General features: G+C 63.5%; 17 protein-coding genes. 13 read left to right on the top strand and 4 right to left on the bottom strand.

Annotated features, from left to right (window positions below):
• Nucleotides 1-3: 3 nt before the first annotated feature.
• Together D0T21_RS31855 and D0T21_RS27290 are read right to left on the bottom strand one after the other, a co-directional pair.
• The gene (locus D0T21_RS31855) at nt 4-540 is read right to left on the bottom strand and encodes a hypothetical protein (RefSeq protein WP_147328177.1); all 537 of its coding nucleotides are present in this window, start codon (nt 538-540) and stop codon (nt 4-6) included.
• A 442-nt stretch (nt 541-982) separates the two neighbouring features.
• Complete coding sequence (locus tag D0T21_RS27290; RefSeq protein ID WP_116992563.1) at nt 983-1,378, bottom strand: DoxX family protein; 396 nt, start codon at nt 1,376-1,378, stop codon at nt 983-985.
• Nucleotides 1,379-1,502: 124 nt separating this feature from the next.
• Between D0T21_RS27290 and D0T21_RS27285 the strand changes: the two genes are divergently transcribed.
• The 9 genes from D0T21_RS27285 (at nt 1,503) to D0T21_RS27245 (ending at nt 8,160) form a co-directional block, all read left to right on the top strand.
• A complete protein-coding gene (locus tag D0T21_RS27285) occupies nt 1,503-2,408 on the top strand; it encodes a LysR family transcriptional regulator (protein ID WP_116992564.1) in 906 nt (301 codons plus the stop codon).
• Nucleotides 2,409-2,562: 154 nt separating this feature from the next.
• On the top strand, nt 2,563-3,735 hold the full coding sequence (locus D0T21_RS27280) for a sensor histidine kinase (RefSeq protein ID WP_116992565.1): 1,173 nt from the start codon (nt 2,563-2,565) through the stop codon (nt 3,733-3,735).
• Nucleotides 3,736-3,740: 5 nt separating this feature from the next.
• Nucleotides 3,741-4,478 (top strand): LytTR family DNA-binding domain-containing protein, encoded by a 738-nt coding sequence (locus D0T21_RS27275; protein WP_116992566.1) that lies wholly within the window; start codon nt 3,741-3,743, stop codon nt 4,476-4,478.
• A 104-nt stretch (nt 4,479-4,582) separates the two neighbouring features.
• On the top strand, nt 4,583-5,026 hold the full coding sequence (locus D0T21_RS27270; RefSeq protein WP_116994563.1) for a nuclear transport factor 2 family protein: 444 nt from the start codon (nt 4,583-4,585) through the stop codon (nt 5,024-5,026).
• 20 nt (nt 5,027-5,046) lie between these two features.
• Nucleotides 5,047-6,027: a PD40 domain-containing protein gene (locus D0T21_RS27265; protein ID WP_116992568.1), complete on the top strand. Its 981-nt coding sequence runs from the start codon at nt 5,047-5,049 to the stop codon at nt 6,025-6,027.
• 25 nt (nt 6,028-6,052) lie between these two features.
• Nucleotides 6,053-6,421: a VOC family protein gene (locus tag D0T21_RS27260; protein ID WP_116992569.1), complete on the top strand. Its 369-nt coding sequence runs from the start codon at nt 6,053-6,055 to the stop codon at nt 6,419-6,421.
• Nucleotides 6,418-6,840, top strand: a complete 423-nt coding sequence (locus D0T21_RS27255) for a PaaI family thioesterase (protein ID WP_116992570.1) — start codon at nt 6,418-6,420, stop codon at nt 6,838-6,840. Before D0T21_RS27260 ends, D0T21_RS27255 begins: the two co-directional genes overlap by 4 nt.
• Before the next feature lie 78 nt (nt 6,841-6,918).
• Nucleotides 6,919-7,272 (top strand): nuclear transport factor 2 family protein, encoded by a 354-nt coding sequence (locus tag D0T21_RS27250; RefSeq protein WP_229211652.1) that lies wholly within the window; start codon nt 6,919-6,921, stop codon nt 7,270-7,272.
• Nucleotides 7,273-7,290: 18 nt separating this feature from the next.
• The gene (locus D0T21_RS27245) at nt 7,291-8,160 is read left to right on the top strand and encodes a helix-turn-helix domain-containing protein (RefSeq protein ID WP_116992572.1); all 870 of its coding nucleotides are present in this window, start codon (nt 7,291-7,293) and stop codon (nt 8,158-8,160) included.
• An 8-nt stretch (nt 8,161-8,168) separates the two neighbouring features.
• Here D0T21_RS27245 and D0T21_RS27240 read toward each other — a convergent pair whose 3' ends face one another.
• Nucleotides 8,169-9,242, bottom strand: coding sequence for a serine hydrolase (locus D0T21_RS27240; protein WP_116992573.1), 1,074 nt, complete (start codon nt 9,240-9,242; stop codon nt 8,169-8,171).
• 130 nt (nt 9,243-9,372) lie between these two features.
• Between D0T21_RS27240 and D0T21_RS27235 the strand changes: the two genes are divergently transcribed.
• The 4 genes from D0T21_RS27235 to yegQ all read left to right on the top strand — a co-directional run bounded on the left by D0T21_RS27235 (nt 9,373) and on the right by yegQ (nt 15,249).
• Nucleotides 9,373-10,083: a DUF4386 domain-containing protein gene (locus tag D0T21_RS27235; RefSeq protein ID WP_116992574.1), complete on the top strand. Its 711-nt coding sequence runs from the start codon at nt 9,373-9,375 to the stop codon at nt 10,081-10,083.
• Nucleotides 10,084-10,182: 99 nt separating this feature from the next.
• Complete coding sequence (locus D0T21_RS27230) at nt 10,183-11,112, top strand: histone deacetylase family protein (RefSeq protein ID WP_116992575.1); 930 nt, start codon at nt 10,183-10,185, stop codon at nt 11,110-11,112.
• 19 nt (nt 11,113-11,131) lie between these two features.
• Nucleotides 11,132-13,810 (top strand): bifunctional acetate--CoA ligase family protein/GNAT family N-acetyltransferase, encoded by a 2,679-nt coding sequence (locus tag D0T21_RS27225; RefSeq protein WP_116992576.1) that lies wholly within the window; start codon nt 11,132-11,134, stop codon nt 13,808-13,810.
• 80 nt (nt 13,811-13,890) lie between these two features.
• Nucleotides 13,891-15,249, top strand: a complete 1,359-nt coding sequence (gene yegQ / locus D0T21_RS27220) for a tRNA 5-hydroxyuridine modification protein YegQ (protein ID WP_116992577.1) — start codon at nt 13,891-13,893, stop codon at nt 15,247-15,249.
• Between the two features lie 17 nt (nt 15,250-15,266).
• Here the strand turns inward: yegQ and D0T21_RS27215 are convergent, their stop codons facing one another.
• On the bottom strand, nt 15,267-16,787 hold the full coding sequence (locus D0T21_RS27215; RefSeq protein WP_116992578.1) for a family 43 glycosylhydrolase: 1,521 nt from the start codon (nt 16,785-16,787) through the stop codon (nt 15,267-15,269).
• Nucleotides 16,788-16,904 lie beyond the last annotated feature (117 nt).

The raw sequence follows: 16,904 nt of genomic DNA, 5'->3' as shown, positions 1-16,904 counted from the left end.
CAGTCAGGGGCTTATTTCTGATATACAGGTGTGGGATTGCATGATCCGTTCAATGTCCTGCACATCCACTGCCAAGTCAATTTTGAATGGTGTATTGTCTGAACTGCAAACGATCAAGGCTCGCCCATCGCGACCTAGTAACTTTAGTCCTGCATGCACCTTTACGACATCAGTACTCGACTCCGGTGATTGGCCCAATGCCGCCGCGTACTGCGTTGAATGCGGGCCAGCACCCATGAATTTTCCGTCATCAGCCGCTGCTTCTTGCCACTCTTCGCGCCAAACCTGCGCGCTCGACATTACCTCAATAGGTTCTTCGAGATCGCCCCAGACAGTTACATAGTCTGAAGGCAGCTTATAGTCACAGATGGGGAACACCTCAAACCATCGTCCCACAACAACTTCCTCAGTGGCGAAAGTGACTACTTCGTCTTGATCAAGGAGAAGAGTCGCGAAACTGTATTCGGAATAGAATGCTCGGACGGTGCGCCCGCAAAACAGCACCGGGTTGCAATACACGCTAACAACTTTAGAGGACATGACCAAAATACTCCTCTAGTTTGCCTAAATTCAGGCCGGTTTCACGCCGCCACCAACAGGCCGGGTACGGCATATCGACAAAGTGCCGATCAGGTAGCTCTCTCGACGCGGGTGGTATGAAATTGTCCGAAAATCCCGGGTGCTCTGGCGTCGCTATAATTCCACAATACCCCAGAACCGCTACGATAGACAAGCGCATCGCAAACCACCAGCCACTTACGCACAGCGACGCCGTCAACAAAGTGCGTGCTTACGCTAGCGCGCGTACTTCCTGGCCTTGCGCCAGCAGATGTTCCGCCGCTGCGCCGCCCACTTTCCCCGTGATTCCCATTACTAAAAACATGCGTTTCTCCTGATATTGAAGGGGCAGAGCACTGCCCCGTTTGCTAAAAAATATGCGTTTTCTTCTGATCTTGAGGGACCGAACATAGCCCCCGTTGGATCATCGGAGAAACGGCAGAATGGCCCGGATACGGGGATCGCGCGCATAGAGGCCGCCCCATGCCATCGCGCCCAGAAGCAGGGAAATGATTTCCGGCGGAGACCCCAACTCACCGATGCGGACGTGGGCGCAGATGGCGCCGCCCAAAAAGCCCGTCAACAGGATGGCGCCAAGGACGGCGGTGGCCGGGATGGCGTAAAGGATGGCGCAAACAAGGATGATCGAACCCACGACGTGGGTCAGGTTCATCGCGAACCCGGTTTCCTGCAACAGACTCGCGATCTGTGCTGGCGCGAAAAGCTGGATAGCGGCGTCGGCCAACAGCGCGATCACGACAAGCGCGCTCATTATCCGGCCGGCCCAAAGGGCGCGCTGCACAGCCAAGGTTTCAGTCATTTGTCATTTCTCCTATGGGGAATCGCAATATTCGGAGCATACTGTGTCTCTCAGACGTGATAAACGCCGAAGAAATAAACTCACTGTTCTCTTTAGAGTGATCAATGCCACACCGAGGCACGACATGCAAAATCTCGAACCGATCCTCATTTTCATAACAGTGGCGGAAATGGGGAGCTTCACCCATGCAGCCGATAGTCTGGGCATTCATAAGGGGCGAGCCTCGACGGCGGTCCGAAAGTTAGAGGAAGATATCGGCGTCAGGCTTCTGCATCGAACGACGCGTAGCGTGCAGTTGACAGAAGACGGACGGGTATTTCATGCCCGCGCACGCGATCTGCTTGCCGAAGTCGATGATCTGCACTCAATGTTCGCCAGCGATCGAGTTGCACTTCGAGGGCGCCTACGCGTTGATCTGCCGAGTGAGCTGGCGCGCACCACTATCGTGCCCGCCTTGCCAGCCTTCATGGAGACTTATCCCGACCTGGAGCTGGAGGTATCAAGCACGGATCGCCAAGTAGATCTGGTGCAAGAGGGGTTTGACTGTGTATTGCGACTTGGTCCTATCGGGGACGAAACGCTGATTGCCCGTCCGCTGGGCAAGTTACGCATGGTCAACGCCGCCAGTCCTGCCTATCTGGCGCGCTACGGCGTTCCTCGATCGCTGGAAGATCTGCAGCGCCAAGAACATCGGGCAATTCATTTCGCGAGGACGCTCGGCGCTAAACCTTATGGGTGGGAGTACCCGCACGGCGATAGCTACGCGAGGCTTCAGTTGCGGGGTGCGCTGCACGTCAACAGCGTCCAGTCCTACGAAGCAGCTGGCATCGCCGGCCTTGGCCTGATCCAGGCCCCTCTATTGGGGATAGGCCGGTACTTGGAGAGTGGAGCGTTGATAGAGCTTCTACCGGATTTTCAGCACAAGCCGCTCGACGTCTCCCTGGTGGTAGCGCATCGGCGCAACTTGTCGCGCCGAGTCCGCGCATTCATGAAATGGATCGAAAACGTGCTCGCACCCTATCTGGAATAGCGCAACGAACCGCTTCATCCCGCCCTGCGGCAAGGCAATGCGCTGACTGGGCGAGTATTCGCATATCGCGCGGCACCGATATTCTTGAGCATCGGCCAGCAAAAGGCGCTACGATCTGTCCGAGCAAGATTCCACCACCTGCGTCGAGCGAGGCATGGAGATCTGGTCCGATCAACCCGAACAGCCATTGCCCGCCTGCGCCATGCCCGAGCACATTGTCGAGTCCGATGTAGCCCATGAACCAGGAAGCCCCGTCCATTGGCGCAGCGTGGCCGGCGCGCTCGCCCTATTCTGGTTGGCGTTCATCGGCATGTACACCTTGCGGGCCGCGCTGCTCGATGTCGATTATCAATTCGAATCCTTCGTCCGTCGATCCGCCGTGGCGATCGTTGGCATGACGCTGTCGTGGCTGATGTATCGCGTGCTCGACCGGGCCAAGCTGGCCTCGCTGCGCAAGCAGATCCTGCTGACTGCGATAATGAGCCTGCCTGCCGGTATCATTTTTGCCTCGGCCAACGTGTTTGTCTTCTATGTTTTCGCGCCTATCCCGGGGGCGAGCTGCGAAACCGAGTTCCCCTGCTTTAGCCGGCAAATTATTGTCGCCATTTCAGACCTGTTGATCAGCTGGACCTTCGTGTTTATCGCCTGGGGCATGCTGTGCCTGTCAATGGCATCGGCGCACGCGACCAGGGCGGCGGACCGGCGCGCCAGCGCGCACCGCGACGCGGCCCGCCTGTCCGAAATCCGCGCCCTGCGCTACCAGATCAATCCCCACTTCCTGTTCAACGTCCTCAATTCGCTGATGGCGCTGGTCGGTCGCGGCGACATGCGCGAGGCCGAAGCGCTGATCGCGCAAATCGGCCGCTTCATGCGCTACAGCCTGGGAGCCGACCCGCTCGCCGACGCCGTGCTCGGCGACGAGATCGACATGCAGATGAGCTATCTCGAGCTGGAACGGCGGCGCTTCCTGCATCGCCTGACGGTGCAGCTGGATGTCACCGAGGCGGCCGCCGCCGCATTGGTGCCCAGTCTGTTGCTGCAGCCGCTGGTCGAAAATGCGATCAAACATGGACTGGGCCGTTCGACCGAACCGGTGACGATCCGGATCCAGGCCGTGGACCTGCCAAACGGCCGGCTCCAGATCGTGATCGAAGACGACGCGCTGGCACCTGCCGACGACGGCGCGGCAAGCGGCTTGGGCATAGGACTGAGCAACGTCGCCGAGCGCCTCGCCCTGCATTTCAACGGTACGGCAAGCTGTACCGCCGGGCCGATGGCGCCGCGTGGTTTTCGGGTGGAATTGTCGCTGCCCCTGGTGCGGCGCTAGGAACGATGGACATCCGCGCCATCATCATCGACGACGAGCCGCTGGCGATCGACGCCCTGCGCCGGCTGTGCGAGCGCGCCGGCACCGTGCGCGTGATTGGGCATGCGGGCGACGGCGCATCGGGCCTGCGTGCGCTGGTGGAGCACCGGCCCGATGTCGTCTTTCTCGATATCGGCATGCCCGGCATGAGCGGTCTCGAGCTTGCCGCAACGATCAAGGGTTGGGAGCGCGCGCCGCTGGTGGTCCTGGTCACCGCTTTCGACCACTATGCCACGGAAGCGTTTGATCTCTGCGTCGTCGATTACCTCCTCAAACCGGTGGAATCGCTGCGCTTCGAACGGGCGATCGAGCGGGTCAGCCAGATCCTGTCGGCACGCCAGGGCGCGGCAAGCCCCGACGCGGCGGTCGAGGATTTCTGGGCGCCCCATGCGGGCAGCATCGTGCGCATACCCGTGGCGACAGTGCAGCGCATCGACGCCGAGCGCGACTATGTCCGCCTCACCGTCGAAAGCCGCTCCTACCTGCTGCGCGCGGCGCTGTCCGCCGTCGCCGCCAGGCTCGACCCGACGCTGTTCGTGCGGGTGCATCGCTCGACCATTGTGCGCGCGGACTGCGTCGGGCAGGTCAGGCACCTTGGGGCCGGCGCATGGGAAATTGTCGACCGCAACGGCCGTCCGGCGCGCGTCGGCCGCAGCTACCTCGTCGACGTCAAGGCGCGGCTCGGGCTGGCACCTTCCACCTGACGTTGTTCGTCGCACAGAAACGTCATTCGTCGCGTTTCCATCGCCTTGGCGTGCGCCCCGCATTAAGCTGCTTTCCGACCTGATTGAGGAGGAGTGACATCACGATGAAGACATACGCCTTATCCGTATTGTTGTTGGCCGGCTTGGCATCGCCCGGTGTATTCGCCGCGGTTCCGGGCGCCGCCCCGGGGGAAGCCGGTGTGCGCGAGGTAGAGAATGGCTGGAGCAAGGCGTTTGTCACCGGCGATACCGCCTATCTCGATGCCTTGCTCGACCCCGCTTATGTTTCGGTAGGAACGCAAGGGGTCGCCAGACCAAAGGCCGACATCATCGCCATGGCGAAGGCCTACGGGGCGGCGCATCCCGGCGCCCAGGCCACGCCTCTGTTGCCGACCGCGAAAATCGACGTCAAGGGCACGGCGGCGATTGTTATTCACTCAGGCAAAGGCGACACCTCGATCGACGTCTTCCATTACTCCGATGGCCGCTGGCGGGCGTGGTACTCGCAACACACGGCGCGCCTCGATGCGCAGCCCCGCACGAATTGACGTCACATCGAGGGACACGCATGAATGCAATCAAGCCCATCTATTTGTTGACCCGCATTGGCATGCTCGGCGCCTGGCTGATCCTGGCCCACCAGGCAAGCGCGGCGGACGAATCGCGGCAGCCGGCGGCGCCCCGCATCTTCGCCCCGGGCGTCATTTCCGGCCCGGCCAACGACGCCGATCCGACGTTTTCGAGCGACGGCAACACCGTCTACTTTTCCCGCAACAGCACCATCCTGAGCGCACGGCGCGACGGCGACACCTGGAGTGCGCCCCGCATCACCTCTTTCTCAGGGCAATGGGCCGATCAGCAACCGAGCATGGCGCCGGACGGTTCCTTTCTGGTCTTCGTCTCGAACCGGCCGCTCAAACCTGGCGAGTTGACAGGGCCGGCAGGTAACCTGTGGCGCGTGGATCGCGAAGGCGACGGCTGGGGTGCACCGGTGCATCTCCCCGCCACCATCAATCGCGGCAATAGCACCTGGGCGCCCAGCGTCGCCGGCGACGGCAGCCTGTACTTCATCGAACGCGCTAGCGCCGAAGCACCGTTTCGCTTGTGGCGCTCCCAGTATCGCGACGGCCAGTACCTGACGCCGGTGGCGCAATTCTTCGGCGACCCGCGCACCCAGGATGTCGCCCCCGCTGTCGCGCCGGACGAATCGTTCATCGTGTTCGGCTCCATGCTGCCGGGCCCGAACGCGCACGAACGCTTGTTCATCGCATTCCGGCGTGGCGAGGGCTGGGGTGCGCCTGTCGATTTGGGCAAGGCGGTCAACGGCAACGGCGCGACCGATACCAACGAGGCGCGCCTGGGTCCCGATCGACTAACCTTGTATTTCAGTACCGACCGGAGTGAGGCCATCCACTTCCCGCGCACGCGCACTCAAGCGGAAACGGACCTGGCACGGATTGATCAATGGGACAATGGCAACCAGAATATCTGGAGTGTGTCCTTACTGCCATGGCTGAATGCGGCGCGCGCAAATGGCAGCGCGCGGTAGTATTTCCATTTTCTGGAGCTTATTCATGCAACTCAATCACTTGCACCTCTCCGTTACCGACGTCGCGGCCGCCTCGGCATTTTTTACAGCGCACTTCAACTTCACCTTGTCCGAATCTCGGGGTAACAATGGCATGGCCATCATCCGCGGCGAGGCCGGCATGCTACTGATCCTGATGCGTCATGCGAGCAAGGTCGATCCCGAGCACGCGTATCCGCCTATGTTCCACGTCGGCTTCCTGGTGGCGGACGAGGCGGCCGTTGACCGCAAACATGCCGAACTGAGCACAGGCGGCTTCGACATCGGCGACATCGAATTGACGCGCGGTGCGCGCCGGTTTTATTGTCGTGCGCCGGGCGGCATCACCGTCGAAGTCGGTCATGAGGCGGCATGATGAACGAGGCGCCGCGCATGTCGGTCGATCAGCTGAACACGGTCCTGGCACAATCGGCCTTTCTGGCGCCGTATGGGTTTTCCGTGCGCTCCTGCGAGGAGAAGCAATGCACGCTGATCGTTCCCTTTAGCGCGAGCCTGGAGCGGCCGGGCGGCATCGTCAGTGGCATGACCATCATGGGTGCCGCCGACGTCGCCATGTGGCTGGCCATCATGGGCGAGCGTGGCACGCAAGAGCAATGGGTCACGACCGACATGAAGACGGCTTTCCTTCGCAGTGCGCGACAGGAGAATGTCGTGTGTGTGGCGCGGATATTAAAGCTCGGCAAGCGGACCGTTTACGGCACCGCCGAATGTTCCAACGAACAGGGGCAACTGCTGGCGCACCACGTCATCAGTTATGCGCGAATTTTTGAGTAGGCGACAGCACAAAATATCAAAACTAAACCGCCGCCTGGTCGCATCATGCATGCCTTGCCAATCAACCAGGAATCCGCCATGCACATCGACCATCATCAAATTTGGGAAACCTACACCTCCGCCTGGAAGTCCGACAATATCGACGACAAGCGCGCACTGATCGGCGCCAGCCTGGCGCCGGAATGCGCTTATCAGGACCCGCTGACCAGGGCCAGTGGCTGGAACGAACTGCTTGCCTACATGGCGGCTTTCCATCAGCAAGTACCCGGGGGTCATTTTGTCACGCGCCGCTTCCGCTACCTCAACGGGCAGAGCGTCGCGCAGTGGGATATGCAGGACGCGCAAGGCAAGGTCATTGGTGACGGCGTCAGCGTAGGCCACTACAATGACGCGGGCCGGCTCGTGACAGTGACGGGCTTCTTCGACACCTGAAGCTACCATGGAGCGCCAGTGAACTACCTGAATCAGATCCAGCAAGGCATCGACTTCATCGAAACCTATCTGGAGGAAGACATTCCGCTGGCGAGCGTGGCGCGGGAAGCAGGTTTAAGCCAATGGCACTATCAGCGCATTTTCAAGGCATTGACCAAGGAAACGCTCAAGGACTATATTCGCGCGCGCCGCCTCGCCAACGCCCTTGAAAAATTGCTGGAAACACGCTTGGGCATACTCGATATCGCCATCCTGGCTGGCTACCAGAGCCAGGAGGCGTTCACGCGGGCATTCAAGGAACGCTACGCGCTGACGCCCAACGAATTCCGCCGGCGCGGGCGGCGCAATCTTATCGTGCGCAAGCTGAAAATGGACGGGGACTACCTGCGCCACCTGCATCAAAACATGACGCCTGTTCCGGAGCTGGGCGCGCGGCCGGCGATGCTGCTGGTTGGCATGCACACGCGCTTTTACGGCAGCGACTCGGACAAAAACAATCTGGGCCAGCAACTGCCTCGCTTGTGGGAAAGTTTCATCGCGCGGCTGGGCGAAGTGGAACATACCGTACGGGGATGCTGCTATGGCGTGGTGTTGCCAGTATCAGGCGACTCCGACGAGCTCGAGTACTACGCCGCCATCGAAGTGCGGCAAGCGGACTCGCTGCCCGCCGGCATGCAGCGCATCGAGATCCCGGCAGCGCAGTATGCGACGTTTCTGCACTGCGGCCTGGGCAAGCTGGTCGACCGTACGGTTGATTTCATTTATTCGAACTGGCTATGCCAGTCCGAATACCGCCATGGCGGCGGCCCCGATCTGGAAATCTACGACGCCAGCTTCGATCCGCTTTCCGAACGCTCCCAGATGCGCTACGCCATTCCGATTGTCTGACGCGGCACTTACTTCTTGTAGAGCTTGGCTATTCGCGGAATCAAGCGCTGGGGATTCGCTCCCGCAAGATTGGTCAGCACAATGATGGCCAGGCCCTCATCCGGATAAACGATAAACGCGGCACGGGCGCCGCCGATGCCCGCCACTTGCCGCTCGGGAGAGGTTTGCAGTACCGGCCATCCCGCTGCCCAGTCACCGTCGGCTCCGCTGTTCAGTTTTTCCGGTATCCACATATTCCTGACATTGGCTTTGCTGATCAGCTTGCCCTTCGAGAGTGCTATCAGCCAGCGCGCGACTTCGTCAGCGGTGGTTTGAATGCCGCCGCCTGCCCACAGGCCATATGGCATCTCGTACATCCAGCGGGACAATCGATGGTCGTCATCCTGGGCCAGAGTTCCCCGTGGCGAGTAGCTATAGATCGTCGCGGCATTGGGGATCAGGTCATAGCTGTCGCCGAACGTCGACAAAGGCATGTTGGCAGGGCCGAACTGATGCTTGGCCAAATACTGCTCGTACGGCACTTTTCCTTGCTTGGCAATGACCTGCGCCAGCAAACCATAGTTGGTCTGGTTGTAGGAGAATTGAGCACCAACGGCCGCATCCATCGGCAGCCGCTTCACCAACTTCCACGCATCCCGCTCGCTTCCCCCTCCGATCATGCCTTTCTGGTCGACGACGTCAGGCAGTCCCGACGTATGGCCGAGCAGTTGACGGACGCGGATGCCGCGCCAAGCCTCGGGCAGGTCATCGAGGTAGCGGGAGACCGGGGCGTTGAGATCGACCAGCCCGGCCTCGGCCAATTGCATCATGGCGACGCCGGTAAAGGTTTTGGTCGCGGAATTAATGGGAAACAGGGTCGTGCTGGTGGCCGGCACATGGTTCTCCACATTCGCCAGGCCATAGGTTTCGGACAGGACCACTTGCTCGTCTTTGATGACTGCGAACTGCAAGCCAGGGATGCCTTGGTCCTTCATCGCCTGCTGTATCAGTTGCCGGGCCGATTTATTGGCGTCATCTGTATTCGCCAAGCCTGCAAGGCAAGGAAGCCAAAGTAAAACGGCGAGATATTTCTTAAGCAGCATGGAAGGTCCTTTTTGCGCAGGGGTAAGATTGCAAAAATAGTAGCACGGCTCAAATTTAGCTTGCGTGACTTTCATATGTCAGATATTGTTGACACATGAAATATCAACTTCACTCCGAAAAGGCAAGCGCATGAACACCCTCAGCAAAAACGCCAGAATCGCAGGTTTCTTCTATCTGCTGGTGATACTGATCGCGCCGCTGCGCCTGGTCTACATCCCCAGCAAGCTGTTCGTCAGCGGCGATGCCGCGGCTACCATCCACGGCATCGCGAGCAATGAATTGCTGTTCCGCCTGGGCATAGCCGGCGACCTGGTGACCGGCGCCGTCAGCCTGGTGCTGACCTTCACGCTGTATCGGCTGTTCAAGGATGTGCACAAGACCACCGCCTTGCTGATGCTGATGCTCGGCTTCATGGACACGCCGCTGTACTTCTTCAACACGCTCAACGACATGGCCACCCTGATCCTGGTGCAAGGCCCCGACTTCCTGGCCGCCTTCGACCAGGCCCAGCGCACCGGACTGGCGACGCTGTTCCTGCGGGTGCACAGCATGATGACGTTTGCGTCGGAAATCTTCTGGGGCCTGTGGCTGTTCCCGCTGGCGGCGCTGGTGTACCGCTCCGGCTTCCTGCCGCGCTTCCTGGCGGTATGGCTGACCATCAACGGCGTCGCCTACCTGGCGCTGAGCTACGCCGGCCTGCTGCAGCCGCAATACAACGACCTGGTCGCCAACCTGGCCTTCCCTTGCCAATTGGGCGAGGTGGCGTTTGCCTTCTGGATCCTGGTGTTGGGCGCCAAGCAACGCCAGGCGGCCGCGCTGCGCACCCCGGTCGCCGCATAAGGCAGAGTTTGACTTGGATCAACGAATAATCTGATCGAGCTCATTACACTCGATTCAAGTTATATTCGTTACATCCTCGTCAACGCAAGCAGGGCCACGATGCTGCCAGCCTATATCTCCCACCCGGACTGCCTGAAACACGCCATGGGCGAGCAGCATCCCGAATGCCCGGAGCGCATCGGCGCGGTCAGCGACATGCTGCTGATCAAAGGCCTGCTGGACTTCATGCAGCCCTGCGAAGCGCCGCTGGCCACCGAACGGCAGCTGGCGCAGGCGCACAGCATCCAGTACATCCACCGCCTCGCCGCGCAGTCGCCGCGGCATGGCACGGTGCAGGTCGACCCGGACACCAGCATGAACCCGCACACCTACCGGGCCGCACTGCGCGCCGCCGGCGCGGCCGTGCTGGCCGCCGACCTGGTGCTGACCGAGGGCGCCGGCACCGCCTTCTGCAATGTGCGCCCGCCCGGCCACCACGCCGAGCACGCGGCCGCCGGCGGCTTCTGCTTCTTCAACAACGTCGCCGTCGGCATCCGCCACGCGCTCAATGTGCACGGCCTGGAACGGGTGGCGCTGGTCGATTTCGACGTCCACCACGGCAACGGCAGCGAGGACATCCTGCGCGACGATGAGCGCGTGCTGATGTGCTCCATCTTCGAGGACCAGCTGTATCCCTTCTGCGGCAACACCCCGCGCGGCGCCAACATGGTCAACGTGGCGCTGCCGGCCCGCTCCGGCGGCGAGCCGATGCGCCGGGCCGTGACCGAACAATGGCTGCCGGCGCTGGAGCGCTTCCGGCCGCAGCTGATCTTCATCTCGGCCGGCTTCGACGGCCACCGCGACGACGACATGGGCAATCTCGGCCTGGTCGAAGCCGACTACGCGTGGATCACCAAACAGATCGTCGCCGTCGCCGCGCGCCACAGCCAGGGCCGCATCGTCTCCTGCCTGGAGGGCGGCTACGAGCTGTCATCGCTGGCACGCAGCGCCGCCGCCCATGTCAAGGTCCTGCTGGGCATGGACGACTGAGCCCTCACCGAAAGCATCCATGGAAACCCACTACCTGACGCCGCTGTTCTCGCCCAAGTCCATCGTGGTATTCGCCGGCCAGGCCGACCAGCCCGGCACCCAGACCTGCTACGGCCGCGGCATCCGCGCCCAGCTGGAGCAAGGCGGCTACACCGGGCCGGTGACCTACCTCGACGTCGGCATGAGCGGCACGCTGGCCGACCTGGCCCACTCGCGCGCCGACCTGGCGCTGATCGCCCTGCCCAACGACGAGCTGAGCTTCGCGCTGGAAGTGGCCGGCCGCATCCAGTGCCGCGCCGCGCTGATCCTGTCGGCCGGCGTCGACGGCGCGCTGGCCGGGGAGCTGCACGGCATCGCCCGCAAGCACGGCATCCACCTGCTGGGGCCGAACTGCCTGGGCTACCAGCGGCCGCGCCTGCACCTCAACGCCAGCGTCGCCGGCCAGCTGGCGCAGCCGGGCAGCCTGGCGCTGATCTCGCAATCGGGCGCGCTGACCTCGGCCATCCTCGACTGGGGCAGCCAGAACGCGGTGGGTTTCTCCACCGTGGTCTCGCTGGGCGCCAACACCGCGGTCGACCTGGCGCAGACGCTGGACTTCCTGGCCACCGATCCGGCCACGCAAAGCATCGTCATCTACATGGAGGGCGTGACCGACGCCCGCCGCTTCCTGTCGGCGCTGCGCGGCGCCGCCAACACCAAGCCGGTGCTGGTGCTCAAGGCCGGCAAGGCGGCGGCGGCCTCGCAGGCGGCGCTGACCCACTCCGGCGCCATCGTCGCCAGCGACGAAGTGTTCGACGCCGCGCTGCGCCGCACCGGCGCGGTGCGGGTGAAGACCTTCGTGCAGCTGTTCTCGGCCGCCAAATGCCTGGCCTCGCGCTACCGTCCGGTCGGGCCGCGCCTGGCCGTGGTCAGCAACGGCGGCGGCCCCGGCGTGCTGGCGGCCGACTGGATCGCCGAGCTGGGCCTGCAACTGGCGACGCTGTCCGAGGCCGGCGCGCGGGCGCTGGCGCCCGGCCTGCCGCCGCACGCCACGCTGGCCAACCTGCTCGACCTGTCCGAGGAAGCCGACGCGGCAGCCTTCAGCGCGGCGGTCCAGGCCTGCGGCCACGACAGCCAGGTGGACGGCGTCCTGGTGATTTATTCACCCAAGCTGGGCGGCGACCCGGCGGCGGTGGCGCAGGCGGTCGGCGCCCTCAACGCCGGCCTCGGCAAGCCGCTGCTGACCTGCTGGATGGGCGACCGCCAGGTAGCCGAGGCGCGCCAGCTGCTCAACGCCGCCGGCGTGGCCACCTTCCGCACGCCGGAAGCGGCGGTCGACGGTTTTTCCAACATCGCCTCGTTCTACCAGAACCAGCAGCTGCTGCACCAGACGCCGCCGCCGCTGTCGCAGCTGGCCCAGCCGGACCTGGACGGCGCCCGCCTGCTGATCGAGGGCGTGCTGGCCGAGCGCCGCAAGGTGCTCACTGAAATGGAATCGAAGGCGTTGCTGGCGGCCTTCCACATCCCGATCACGCAAACGATATTGGCGCGCAGCGCCGGCGAGGCGATGCTGATCTCCAGCCAACTGGGTTACCCGGTGGCGCTGAAGATCGACTCGCCCGACATCGCCCACAAGTCCGACGTGCAGGGCGTGGTGCTCAACCTGCTCAACGCCGCCGCCGTGCGCGACGCCTACGGCGACATGATGGCCACCGTGCGCCGCCTGCTGCCGGAGGCGCAGATCAACGGCGTCACCGTGCAGAAGATGGCCGGCAAGCGCCACGGCCGCGAACTGTATATCGGCGTCGTCACCGACCAGCTGTTCGGGCCGGCGATCACCTTCGGCGCGGGCGGCACGATGATCGAGCTGATCAACGACCGCGCGGTCGAGCTGCCGCCGCTGAACCTGTTCCTGGCGCAGCGCCTGATCGGCCGGGTGCGCTCGGCCGGCATGCTGGGCGAATGGCGCGGCGCGCCGCCGGTGCAGCGCGAGGCGGTCGAGCAGATGCTGCTGCGGGTGTCGGAAATGGTGTGCGCGCTGCCGCAGCTGCGCGAGATGGACATCAACCCGCTGATCGTCGACGAGCACGGCGCGCTGGCGGTCGACGCCCGCATCGTGATCGACGCCGCGCCGCCGTCGGCGCACGGCTACGGCCACCTGGCGATCCTGCCCTACCCGTCCAGCTACACCCAGGAATGGCCGATGCGCGGCGGCGGCCAGTACACGCTGCGCCCGGTGCAGCCGGACGACGCCTCGATGCTGCAGGAACTGGTGCGCGGGCTGTCGGAGAAGTCGCGCTACTACCGCTTCGCCTCCTCGCTGCGCGAGCTGTCGGTGCCGATGCTGGCGCGCTACACGCTGATCGACTACGACCGCGAGATGGCGCTGGTGGCGGTGCTGACCCAGCGCACGCCGGGCCCGGACGGCGACTTCGTCGAGACCGACAGCATCATCGGCGTGTCGCGCTACATCGCCAATCCCGACCTCAGCAGCTGCGAATTCTCGCTGCTGGTGGACGACCGCTACAGCGGCCAGGGCCTGGGCACGCGGCTGATGCTGGGCATCATGGACGTGGCGCGCGACAAGGGCCTGAGCGAGATCGACGGCCTGGTGCTGTGCAAGAACAGCGGCATGCTCAAGCTGATGGCCAGCCTGGGCTTCCAGATCCGCCCGTACGAGGACGATCCCGACTTCCGGCTGTGCAGCAAGACGCTGTGAAGCCATCCGGGAAATTTTGATTTAGGACAAGGAAACCTGGCGGCGGCCGCCCTAGACTGTGCAGCTTTTGCCCAACCGCCATGCTTCACGCTCCCGAACTCCTCCTCCCCGCCGGCTCGCTGGCCAAGATGCACGCCGCCTTCGACTTCGGCGCCGACGCCGTGTACGCGGGCCAGCCGCGCTACAGCCTGCGCGTGCGCAACAACGATTTCTCGACGCTGCAAGCCCTGCAGCAAGGCATAGACAGCGCCCACGCGCGCGGCAAGCAATTCTTCGTCGCCTCCAACATCTTCGCCCACAACGCCAAGCTCAAGACCTATCTGCACGACATGGCGCCGGTGATCGCGATGAAGCCCGACGCGCTGATCATGGCCGATCCCGGCCTGATCATGATGGTGCGCGATAAATGGCCCGAGGTGCCGGTGCACCTGTCGGTGCAGGCCAACGCCGTCAACTGGGCCGACGTCAAGTTCTGGCACCGCATGGGCTTGACGCGGGTGATCCTGTCGCGCGAACTGTCGCTCGACGAGATCGAGGAAATCCGCCAGCGCTGCCCGGAGATGGAGCTGGAAGTGTTCGTGCACGGCGCGCTGTGCATCGCCTACTCGGGTCGCTGCCTGCTGTCGGGCTACTTCAACCACCGCGACCCCAACCAGGGTACTTGCACCAATTCCTGCCGCTGGGACTACAAGGTGCAACCGGCCGCCGAAGACGCCAGCGGCGACCTCGGGCCGACGCAAATCATCCCGCTGCATTTCCAGCAGGCGCTGGAGGACGCCAACCGTCCGTGGTCGTCGCTGCACCGGCAGCCGCGCCACCCGCTGGCCGACCAGCCCTACCTGATCGAGGAGACCGGACGGCCGGGACAGCTGATGCCGATACTCGAAGACGAGCACGGCACCTACATCATGAATTCCAAGGACTTGCGCGCGGTCGAGCACATCGAGCGGCTGGTGAAGATCGGCGTGACCTCGCTCAAGGTCGAGGGCCGTACCAAGTCGCTGTACTACGCGGCGCGCACCGCCCAGGTCTACCGCCAGGCGATCGACGACGCCGTCGCCGGCAGGCCGTTCGACATCGGCCTGCTGGGCCAGTTGCAGGGCCTGGCCAACCGCGGCTACACCGACGGCTTCTACCAGCGCCACCACACGCAGGCGCACCAGAACTATATGCGCGGCGCCTCGGAGGCGGAGCGCAGCCAGTACGTCGGCGACGTGCTGGGCGTGGCGGACGGCTGGGCGCGGGTCGAGGTCAAGAACCGCTTCGCCGTCGGCGACCGCATCGAGGTGATCCACCCCGGCGGCAACCGCGACCTGACGCTGGCGCGCATGCGCGCCGACGACGGCGCCGACATCGCAGTGGCGCCGGGCAGCGGCCACTTCGTGCACATCGAGCTCGACCCGGCGCTGGACGGCGCGCTGCTGGCGCGCTACCTGTAGCCGCCCGCGCGGCCGGCTTAGTTCGCCATCACGTAGGGCCAGCCGTCGCTGGTGAAGCCGAGCGGGTTGATGCCCAGCGTCGGCCGGCCGTTGTTGTTGCCGTCGTAGTAGTGGTAGACGAAGGTCGGCCGGTTGTTGTTGCCGGCGTCGCTGAACACGCTGCCGCCGCCCGGCCCGATGATGTTGCCATGGGTGCTGAGCAGTATCGTGCCGCCGCCGGCGGTCAGCGCGACGCCGCCGCGGTCCACATAGGGCCCGGTCACGCTGGCCGAGCGGCCGACGATGGTGCGGTAAGGCGAGGTGCTGCTGCAGCAGGCGTTGATCGGCGCGAAATAATAGTAGAAACCGTTGTAGTAGTAGATGAACGGGCCCTCCTCGGCCGACGTCGGCGAGCCGCGCCGCGCGATCGTGGTGACCGTGGTGTTGGTGGTGGACTTCAGGCCGGTGGCGGGATTGAGCTGCATCAGGTGGGTGCCGTCGGTCCACGAGCCCCAGGCCATCCACCAGTTGCCGCTGGCGTCAGTGAACGGCGCCGGATCGATGGCGTTGTCGGTGGTCGTCGTGAAGCCCGCCGGCGGCGTGGTCGTGCTGGTCCAGGATTTGGTGACGAAGCCGCGGTCGGTCCACGGCCCTTGCGGCGCGCTGCTGGTGGCGAGGCCGATCACCGCCTCGGCGCCCGAACTCGGCAGGTAGGGAATCGAGTAGTACTGGTAATAGGTGCCATTCACCAGCATCAGGCTGGGCGCCCAGATGTCGGTGTTGGCGCCGCTGTTCCATCCCTTCGGCGTCTGCAAGCCGCTCCAGGAGCTGAAATCCGGCCCGATCGGCGGGCAGTTCGGCGCATAGCCGCCCATCTGCGTGGTGGTGCAGTTGGTGTACGGCGTGAAGGTATTGAGGTCGGTCGAGGTGGCCAGCGTCTGGTGGCTGCCGTACAGCCAGTACTTGCCGCCGGCATCCCGCAGCATGTACGGGTCGTGGACGAAGATGCCGTCGCCGCTGACGGTGCGCGGCGCCGGGTAGGGGCTGGTCTTGGTATTGACCAGCTGCCATTCCTGGCAGGTGCAGCCGGTCAACGCCCATTGGTCGATGGTGGCGGTATTCAGATTGCTGGCCTGGAACACCTCCAGGTATTTGCCGCTGTTGACGTTCTGAATCAGGAAGTTGCCGCTGGCGGCCTGGGTGACGGTCCACAGGTGATCCGTGGTGCCGTTGTCGGCCCACTGGACGATTTGCGCGCCGTCGGCGGTGCCGGCGCTGGCCACGCCCAGCACCTGGTGCGTCAGCATATTCTCGATGTTGTACTGGCCGTTACCCATCGGCATAAAGTGCCACAGGTGGTCGGCGGTGCCGTTGTCGGCCCACTGGACCACATTGGAACCGGCGGCCTGGCTGGCGCCGGCTATCCCCAGGACCAAGCCGCTGTTGACGTTCTTGATCTGGTATTGCACGCTGGTGTTCATGGTGATGGCGGCGTGCGCGGAAAAGGCTGAACAGGCCATGCTGAACAGCATGGCCATGCATGACAGTAGACGCTTCATGGTTGTCTCCAGTGCGATTGAGGGGCGCTTCTCGTTATGTTTTCATCGCATGCTACGGGGCGAATGAAAATCCCTCCAATCACATTTTGAGCGCCGCCGATACGCGCTTCGGTATCG

Source organism: Duganella sp. BJB476 (genome assembly GCF_003416895.1).
Lineage (GTDB): Bacteria > Pseudomonadota > Gammaproteobacteria > Burkholderiales > Burkholderiaceae_D > Rugamonas.
This window is presented reverse-complemented; position numbering and strand designations above follow the sequence as displayed.